General features: G+C 69.7%; 6 protein-coding genes and 1 pseudogene. 6 read left to right on the top strand and 1 reads right to left on the bottom strand.

Annotated features, from left to right (window positions below; all coding sequences use genetic code 11):
* On the bottom strand, nt 1-261 hold a 261-nt coding region (locus ACTHJJ_RS09550; protein WP_440302708.1), incomplete at its 3' end, for a hypothetical protein.
* Nucleotides 262-450: 189 nt separating this feature from the next.
* Here ACTHJJ_RS09550 and ACTHJJ_RS09545 point away from each other — a divergent pair.
* The 6 genes and pseudogenes from ACTHJJ_RS09545 to ACTHJJ_RS09520 form a co-directional block, all read left to right on the top strand.
* Complete coding sequence (locus ACTHJJ_RS09545; RefSeq protein WP_440302707.1) at nt 451-1,611, top strand: sensor histidine kinase; 1,161 nt, start codon at nt 451-453, stop codon at nt 1,609-1,611.
* Nucleotides 1,608-2,273: a response regulator gene (locus ACTHJJ_RS09540; protein ID WP_440302706.1), complete on the top strand. Its 666-nt coding sequence runs from the start codon at nt 1,608-1,610 to the stop codon at nt 2,271-2,273. The genes ACTHJJ_RS09545 and ACTHJJ_RS09540 overlap by 4 nt, the downstream gene beginning before the upstream one ends.
* A gap of 41 nt (nt 2,274-2,314) precedes the next feature.
* Nucleotides 2,315-2,854, top strand: coding sequence for an AAA family ATPase (locus tag ACTHJJ_RS09535; RefSeq protein WP_440302705.1), 540 nt, complete (start codon nt 2,315-2,317; stop codon nt 2,852-2,854).
* A 154-nt stretch (nt 2,855-3,008) separates the two neighbouring features.
* Complete coding sequence (locus ACTHJJ_RS09530) at nt 3,009-3,662, top strand: MBL fold metallo-hydrolase (protein WP_440302704.1); 654 nt, start codon at nt 3,009-3,011, stop codon at nt 3,660-3,662.
* Between the two features lie 33 nt (nt 3,663-3,695).
* Entirely contained in the window at nt 3,696-4,502 is an 807-nt protein-coding gene (locus ACTHJJ_RS09525; protein WP_440302703.1) for an ABC transporter ATP-binding protein, read from the top strand.
* Nucleotides 4,478-5,029: pseudogene (locus ACTHJJ_RS09520) on the top strand (hypothetical protein); the annotation flags it as partial. The gene ACTHJJ_RS09525 and the pseudogene ACTHJJ_RS09520, both read left to right, overlap by 25 nt.

Genomic DNA, 5,029 nt, shown 5'->3' with positions numbered 1-5,029 from the left:
GATGCCGAGCGCCAGAAGGGCGAGCGCGAGACCCGCGACGCCGTGGACGAGCAGCGACTGCACCAGCGCGGCGCCCGCGTGCTCGACGTAGAAGGAGTGGACCGACATGTCCGAGGCGGTGCCAGCCGGAGCGGTCGGGCCGACCAGCAGCCCGGCGATCCAGGCGGCCACGTACAGCACGCCAGCGAATGCCGTGGCTCTCGCGAGCACAGCGCGGGCGCCGTTGACCGGCAAGGTGTTGGTCGATGCGGCGAGAGTCATGGCGACCTCCGGCGGAGTGCGGATATCAGGCGGAATGGGATGCGGGTAGCGTCTCGTCGCGCTCTGTCCGTCCGCATCGGCCCGTGGGTGGCTGTCCTGTCTCCACCCACGGATGGAGATCCGGGCCCGAGGTGTCGTTCTTGCGCGGTTCTCCTTCTCTGTCGGTGCCGCGCCTGCCACGCTGAGCCGGTGAGCGACAGGCCCAACTGGTTCGTCCCGACCGGCCTCGCGGTGATTGCCCTGGTGGCCGCCGCGACGGCAGCCGGGTCGGTCGGCCTCGGCCTGCACGGGCCCGCGCTGACCGCGACGCTCGGTCTCGCCGGTTACGCCGTGGTCGGTCTGCTCTTCCTGCTCTGGCATGACGCACCGGTGCGGGTCACGGCCGGACTGGTGCTGCTGCTCAGCCTGATGTCCACGGTGATCCACCACGCAGATCCGGACGGCCCGGTCGTGGGGCTGTACCTCGCAATGGCCTTCGCCCCATTGCGGATGCCGCGTCGGGTCGCGGCACTCGCCTGCACCGCGGGCGTGGTGATCTTCGGGGCCGGGCTGTTCCTGGCCGAGCCGGACGCGCCGCTGTTCGCCCTGGTGGTCGCTGGGGGCGCCGCGCTGTTCTTCCTCCTCGGCACCCTGCTGCATACCGAGCGGGCGTTGCGCGCGCGGGCCGACCACCTGCTCGTCGAGCTGGAGCTCAGCAGGGAGGCGGAGCGGGCCGCGGCCGCGGTCGGCGAGCGCGCCCGGCTCGCTCGTGAGCTGCACGACGTCCTTGCACACAGCCTGTCCGGCCTCGTGGTCCACCTCGACGGTCTGCGGATGGTCGCGAAGGCTGGTGGTGATCCTGAGCTCGCGGATGCCCTGACTCGCGCGCACGCGTTGGCCCGGGACGGTCTCGACGAGGCCCGGCAGGCCGTCTCGGCCCTCAGGGGACAGCCGACGATCGGTCCATCGGCGCTTCCCGTCCTGCTTCAGGCCCATCGTGCGTCCGCCACAGGAGAGTGCCTGCTCACCGAGTCCGGGGAGCCGGCCGAGGTCTCAGCCGAGACCGGGTTGGCCCTGTATCGCGCGGCGCAGGAAGCGCTGAGCAACGTCCGCAAGCACCAGAGCGGTGCCGACCTTCAGCTCCATGTGGACTGGCAGATCGACCATGTCGTGCTCACCGTGACCAGCCTCGGAGGGGACACGTCGGCATCGGCACGGTCAACCCCGGGATTCGGCCTGACCGGCATGGCCGAGCGGGCCGTCCTGCTCGGCGGTGCGGCCGAGACGGGCCCGGTGCATGCGGACGGACGCAGCGGGTTCCGGGTCAGGGTGAGGCTGCCCCTCGACCGAGCGGCGGTGCTCGCCGAATGAGCGAGCCAACGATGCGGGTCGTCATCGTCGACGACCAGCAGATCGTCCGAGACGGGTTGACGATGGCGCTACGGCACGTGCCGGGTGTGGACCTGGTGGGCCAGGCCGCCGACGGCGAGGAGGCGCTGTCAGTCGTGGCGGTCAGCCGTCCCGACGTGGTCCTGATGGACCTGCGGATGCCCCGGATGGACGGCGTGACCGCGACGCGCTTGATCCGTGAGTCGTACCCGGACGTGCACGTCATCGTCCTGACGACCTACCTGGATGACGACTCCGTCTTCCCGGCGCTGCGCGCCGGGGCGCGCGGCTACCTGACCAAGGACGCAGGTGCCGAACGGATCGGTCAGGCGATCGAACGCGTACGCCGTGGAGAGGCGCTCCTTGATCCGGTCGTGCAGGGAAGGCTGCTCGACAGCTTCGACCGGATGGGACCGCCCACGCCTCCGCCCGCGGGTCGGCTGCCTGCCGGCCTGACTGCCCGGGAAGCCGAGGTGCTGACTCTGATCGCTCGAGGGCTGTCCAACCGCGAGATCGCCGGGACACTCGTCGTCAGCGAAGCCACCGTGAAGACCCACATCAACCACGCCTTCGCCAAGACGGGTGTCCGCGACCGCGCCCAAGCCGTGACTTTCGCCTACCGCAACGGGCTCGCCCACCCCTAGAACGTCACCCGCGCTGGGCGGCGTTCGGCACACTGTCGGCCATGGCGCTGTTGTTCTACCTGGTTGGTCCTCCTGCGGTCGGCAAGCTCACGGTCGCCCGTGAGCTCGAGCAGCGCACGGGAGCCATCGTGGTCGACAACCACCTCATCAACGACTCCGTGTTCGTGCCGATGGCAATGCACCGAGGCAACGGTGACCTCGCTGTCACGGATGACCTTCGTCGGCGGGTGCTCGATGTCGTGCACGAGGCGACGGAGCTGGCCCCGCCTTCCTTCAGCCATGTCTTCACGAACTGGCTCCCGGACGAGCCGGAGAACGAACGGCTCGTGCATGGGAAGCGTGACCTCGCGCGGCGACGCGGGGCCCGATTCGTCCCCGTCTGGCTGAGCGCGCACCCGGAGGTGCTCGCGGGCCGCATCGTCAACCCGCAGCGATCCGTCCGGGCGAAGCTCATGGATCCCGAGGTGTTGAGGGACCTACTGACGATTCCCCAGCTGCCCGCCCCGAGTGATGCCATCGTGCTGGACACCACGGATCTGGAGGCTCACGAGGTGGCCGACGCGATCCTCGCGTCGGTGTGAGGTGACAGCACCGCGAAGCCAAGGGCCAGGTGCAGCGCTGGTACGACGGCTACCGGATCGTCGTCAGCGAGGTGAAGGCAACGTAGGGCGACCGGCGACTGTATGACCGACGAGCGGGGCCGCGAGGCCCGGCGCTGGAGGTTACGTTGGGTTGATGCGACTGACTCACCTCGGACACGCGTGCCTTCTCGTCGAGACGGGCGACCGGCGCATCCTCATCGACCCGGGCAACTTCTCGGCGGGCTTCGAGGACCTGCGCGATATCGACGCGATCCTCGTGACGCACAACCACCCGGACCACTTCGACCCGGAACGTGCCATGGCACTCATCAGGGCGAACCCGCAGGCCGCAGTGCACATGGACTCCCTCACGGCGGAAGTGTGTGCCGCCGAAGGACTCTCGGTCATCGGCGCTCGTCAGGGCGAGGACTTCGAGGTCGGTGATGTGGCGGTCTCGCCGGTGGGGGAGCAGCACGCCTACAACCACTCCAAGATGCGGCAGATCCCGAACGTGGGCTACGTGCTGCGCACGGATGGTGACCCGACCCTCTTCCATCCCGGGGACGCGTATGACGCCGAGCCAGGCCCCGTGGACATCCTGGCCCACCCGCTCAACGCGCCTTGGTGCGCGAGCCGCGACTCGATCGAGTTCGTGTCCCGCATCGCACCGCGCTACTTCGTGCCGATCCACGACGCGCTGCTCTCCACGGCAGGCAAGCGGATGTATGCCATGCACATCGAGAACTTCGCCGACGTCGACACGCTCGCCCTGCGCTACCTCGGGGACGGGGAGTCCGGTACCTTCTGAGCGGCCGAGCCGCGTGAAGAAGTCGGGGGAGAGATGACCGAGCTATCGATGTTGCCACCGCCCTCGGGCGAGGCAGCGACAGGACCTGCCATCGCCGTGCGCGGCCTGGGGAAGCGGTTCGGCGACCTCATCGCCGTCAAGGGCATCGACCTCGACGTGCCGCGCGGTTCGTTCTTCGGCCTCGTCGGACCGAACGGTGCCGGCAAGACGACGACGCTCTCGATGGTGACCGGTCTGCTGCGCCCCGATGCGGGGACCGCGATGGTCCTCGGTCACGACGTGTGGGCCGATCCGGTCGAGGCCAAGCGCCTGCTCGGCATCCTGCCCGATGGCCTGCGCATCTTCGACCGGCTCACGGGGCTGCAGCTCGTCACCTACTCCGGCCTGCTGCGCGGTCTGCCTCGTGAGGTCGCGACGGAGCGCGCCATGGAGCTGGTCAAGGCCCTCGGGCTCGAGGACGCCCGGGACAAGCTCGTCGTCGACTACTCGGCCGGCATGACCAAGAAGGTGACCCTCGCGTCGGCCCTGGTGCACGGGCCCAAGGTCCTCGTGCTCGACGAGCCGTTCGAGGCGGTCGACCCGGTCTCTGCCACGACCATCCGGCGCATCCTCGCCGACTTCGTCTCGGCTGGCGGGACCGTGATCCTCTCGAGCCACGTCATGGACCTCGTCGAGCGGATCTGCAGCCATGTCGCAGTGCTCGCCCGCGGGGAGGTGCTCGCCACCGGCACCGTGGACGACGTCCGTGCCGGCGAGTCGCTCGAGGAGCGCTTCGTCGACCTCGTCGGCGGGGCGACCGAGGTGGAGGGGCTCGAGTGGTTGCGCACCTCGTCCGACTGAAGCTCGCGCTGCTGCGCAACATCTTCCGGCGCAGCCGTGCCCAGGCCATCGGCGCGATCCTCGGCATCGTCTACTTCGGCTTCCTCGTCGTCATGGCAGGAGTCGGGGTGGCCACCATGCGCGGCGACCTGCCCGAGGCCCGGCTCTACGTCCCCCTCGGCGGGGCGCTGCTCATCCTGGCCTGGGGCCTGCTGCCGCTCCTCACGTTCGGCACGGACCCGACTCTCGACCCGGCCCGGTTCACGACCTTCGCGATCCCATACCGGCAGCTCGCCACCGGGCTCGTCCTCGCCGGGGTGCTCGGCCTACCCGCCATCGCCTGCGCGCTCGTCATCGCGGGCACGCTTGTGACCTGGTCGGTCTCCGTCCTCGCTGCACTCGTCGCGGTCGTCTCTGCCGTGGCGGGCCTGCTCACCTGCGTGACCCTGAGTCGCTGGGTCTCCGCGCTCGCGAGCACCGCGATGTCGAGCCGCCGTGGACGTGACGTCACGGCCATCCTCGGGCTGGTGCTCGTCGTCGCACTCGGC

The sequence above is a fragment of the Intrasporangium sp. genome (assembly GCF_051961875.1).
GTDB lineage: Bacteria > Actinomycetota > Actinomycetes > Actinomycetales > Dermatophilaceae > Intrasporangium_A.
Note: the sequence above shows the minus strand (reverse complement) of the source record. Positions and strands in the feature narration are given on the sequence as shown.